Raw genomic sequence first — 1,900 nt, 5'->3', positions numbered from 1 at the left:
TAGTGGTGGATACCGGCTCGCACCCCGACCCGCTGATTCGCGCCAACATTGGCACACCGCGCACCCTGACCGTCGACCAACAGCTACTCGACGAGCACTACGAGGCCGCCCTGTGCATTGTCGACAGCGTCATGCAAGCCGAACGCTGGGCCTGGGTACACCCCGAAGAAACCCGGCGCTTCCTCGCCCGCGAACTCAACACCAGCGAATACTGGGTAGCCGCTGCCTACGGCGAAGACGCCCACCGCCGCCTGCACACCGCCCTGGACGAACGCTCCATCGTCGCCCTGCAACACCTCACTGACTTTCTCCAGCGCTGGGGCTTTATTCAAGAACGCTTTGACGTGCGCGACTGGATAGACGAGCGGCCGCTTAACCACTGCCTGGCTAACCTGAAAACCGCATAGGAGCGCGCCCCGGCGTACTAAACCAGGCGTTGTTCCTTGGACGGCCGGTAGCCGTAGTAAGCGCTGTAACAGCGGCTGAAATGGCTACCGGTGACAAAGCCACACGCCAGGCCAACATCCACCACCGAGAGTTTGGTGTGCTGTAACAAGCGCCGCGCTTCGGTAATGCGCAGTTCCAGGTAGTAGCGCTGTGGCGTGGTGCCCAATTGTTCGCGAAACAGGCGCTCGATCTGGCGGCGCGAGCGGCCGACATAGCTAGCCAATTGCTCCAGTTCCAGCAGCTCTTCAAGGTTGGCTTCCATCAATTGCACCACTTGCCGCGTGGGTTCACTGATTTTCAGCAAGGACTTGGGGTTGATGCGCCGATAGCGCGACGCCTCAAAGGCCAGAATGTCTTCAATGCCATCGACCAGCGCGCGGTTATGCAACTGCTTGATCCATTCCAGAATCAGCGTGGGCGCGCCAGAGGCCGAGGAAGCGGTGAGGCGGTCGCGGTCAATCACATAACTCTCGCTGGTAACCTCTGCGCGCTTGGCGACCTCCGCTAACGCCGCGCGGTGCTCAGGGTGGATGGCGCAGCGATAACCATCGAGCAAACCGGCACGGCCGAGAAACCAGGCACCGTTCCACAACCCACCTAAGGGCATGCCTAAACGCGCGGCATCTTGGAGCAGCTGCAAAAAACTGTGATCGGCGTGCAATGGTGTGCGGTAACCGCCACACACCACCAGCATGGCCAAGTCATTGAGGCCGGCGTGGTTGAGCTCAGCATCGGGGCTAATGACCAGGCCCAGATCACTGATCACCTCGTTACCGTCAAGGCTGAAGTGGGTGATCGAGAAGGTTTGCGCTTGCAACAGGTTCGCCGTGACTAACGTGTCCAAGGCCTGGGTAAAGGCCGGCAGGGAGAAGTTTTCCAACAGCAGAAAACCAACGCGCGTGCGTTTGTCCGCAACGTGTTGGCCCTCGCCGACATAGCGATAATTTTTGGTCTTCATCACGCCACTAAAATCACGCCGTTGCATCACTACCCGCCTCCAAGTACCAGCGCCCCAACATCCCAGTAAACGTCCAGCTAGCTGCCGTAGCGTTCATCCCATTGTGCCAAACAGCTCACCCCGCGACATCGTAACAACGACCCATGGTTGCACCGTCAGCGGCGAGACCCGGCTAGCGCAGTGCCCTAAAACACTGCGCCGGACACAATCAGCCCCGTGGTGATCAACGCCAGCACTGAGGGCTGGAATTAACCCCGATTAATCATGCATGGTGTAAGCCCCAACACCCGCTGTTAAGGACCACCATGCGCACCGGCATCGCCCATTGCAAAGACGTCGATCTGGCCTATGAAGATTGGGGCGATAGCGCTGCGCCGCCGTTGCTGTTGATCATGGGCTTGGGGGCGCAGTTGGTATTGTGGCCCGACGATTTTTGCCAGGGTTTGGTGGACCGGGGTTTTCGCGTGATTCGTTTTGATAACCGCGATGTAGGCC

Annotated in this window: 2 protein-coding genes and 1 pseudogene; 2 read left to right on the top strand and 1 reads right to left on the bottom strand. The window is 59.4% G+C overall.

The features are described 5' to 3' along the window. A pseudogene (locus tag AAAB16_RS04295) lies at window positions 1-407 on the top strand (ABC transporter substrate-binding protein); the annotation flags it as partial. Window positions 408-424: 17 nt separating this feature from the next. Here the strand turns inward: AAAB16_RS04295 and AAAB16_RS04290 are convergent. After that, window positions 425-1,432, bottom strand: coding sequence for a GlxA family transcriptional regulator (locus tag AAAB16_RS04290; protein WP_340662226.1), 1,008 nt, complete (start codon window positions 1,430-1,432; stop codon window positions 425-427). Between the two features lie 278 nt (window positions 1,433-1,710). Here AAAB16_RS04290 and AAAB16_RS04285 point away from each other — a divergent pair. Further along, a partial coding sequence (locus AAAB16_RS04285; protein WP_369335436.1) for an alpha/beta fold hydrolase occupies window positions 1,711-1,900 on the top strand: 190 nt, incomplete at its 3' end.

The organism is Pseudomonas sp. (assembly GCF_037994325.1).
In the GTDB taxonomy this organism is placed as follows: Bacteria; Pseudomonadota; Gammaproteobacteria; order Pseudomonadales; family Pseudomonadaceae; genus Aquipseudomonas.
Note: the sequence above shows the minus strand (reverse complement) of the source record. Positions and strands in the feature narration are given on the sequence as shown.